This is a genomic window from Polaromonas sp. P1_E1_2, assembly GCF_056406035.1.
This window is the reverse complement of the sequence record NZ_JBFUAZ010000914.1, coordinates 1-1,094: the sequence shown is the minus strand read 5'-3', so window position 1 is coordinate 1,094 and position 1,094 is coordinate 1. Positions and strand designations below refer to the sequence as shown.

The window sequence follows — 1,094 nt, the reverse complement described above, 5'->3', positions numbered from 1 at the left end:
GTTGCTGATCCTGCTCAGCCTGTTCGGATGGATGGGGTTGTCAGACTATGTGCGCGCCGAATTCCTGCGCAACCGGCAGATGGACTACGTGCGTGCCGCGCGCGCGCTGGGCGTGGGTAACTTGCAMATCATSTGGCGGCACATCCTGCCCAACAGCMTGACGCCKGTSGTGACYTTYYTGCCGTTTCGCATGAGTGGCGCGATTTTGGCGCTGACTTCGCTTGATTTCCTGGGTCTGGGCGTACCGCCGGGCACGCCTTCGCTCGGTGAGTTGCTGTCGCAAGGCAAGAACAGCATCGATGCGTGGTGGATATCGCTGTCTACCTTCGCGGTGCTGGTGATTACGCTGCTGCTCCTCACCTTCATGGGCGACGCCTTGCGCGATGCCCTGGATCCCAGGAAGGCCGACTGATGACGCCGCCGCTCCTTGATGTCAAAAACCTGCAGATCTCGTTCGCAGGAAAATCCGTCGTCCACGGCATCGATTTTTCCATCGCACCCGGCGAAAAGCTTGCGCTGGTGGGCGAATCGGGTTCGGGCAAGACCGTGACGGCGCTGAGCCTGCTACGGCTGGCGCAAAACGCCGTGGTCGGTGGCAAGGCTGTTTTTACCGGCATCGATGCGGCAGACCGGGCCGCCAGCGGTGCGCCGCCCAGGGCGCCCGTGGATTTGCTGTCCTTGCCGGAGCAGTCCTTGCGTGGGATTCGCGGCCGTGACATCGCCATGATCTTCCAGGAGCCCATGACAGCACTGAACCCCCTGTTCAGTGTGGGCAACCAGATCGCCGAAGTTCTTCAGCTAAAACAGGGCCTGACCCCCGCTGAATGTGCGCAAGCAGCTATCAAATTGCTAGCAGATACGGGTATCACCGAGCCTGAAAGGYGGGCCAACTCCTTTCCGCATCAACTTTCGGGTGGCCAGCGGCAGCGGGCCATGATTGCGATGGCGCTGGCTTGCCAGCCCCGGCTGCTGCTGGCCGATGAGCCGACCACCGCGCTGGATGTCACCCTGCGCGGCCAGATCCTGGACCTGCTGGGCGAGCTGCAGCAGCGCAACGGCATGGCGGTGCTGATGATCACACACGACCTGAACCT

General features: G+C 62.1%; 2 protein-coding genes. Both read left to right on the top strand.

The window, feature by feature from the left end; genetic code table 11:
- The coding region (locus AC1D1P_RS24050) for an ABC transporter permease subunit (protein WP_477674749.1) at nucleotides 1–412 on the top strand (412 nt) is incomplete at its 5' end.
- On the top strand, nucleotides 412–1,094 hold a 683-nt coding region (locus AC1D1P_RS24045), incomplete at its 3' end, for an ATP-binding cassette domain-containing protein (protein ID WP_477674748.1). The genes AC1D1P_RS24050 and AC1D1P_RS24045, both read left to right, overlap by 1 nt.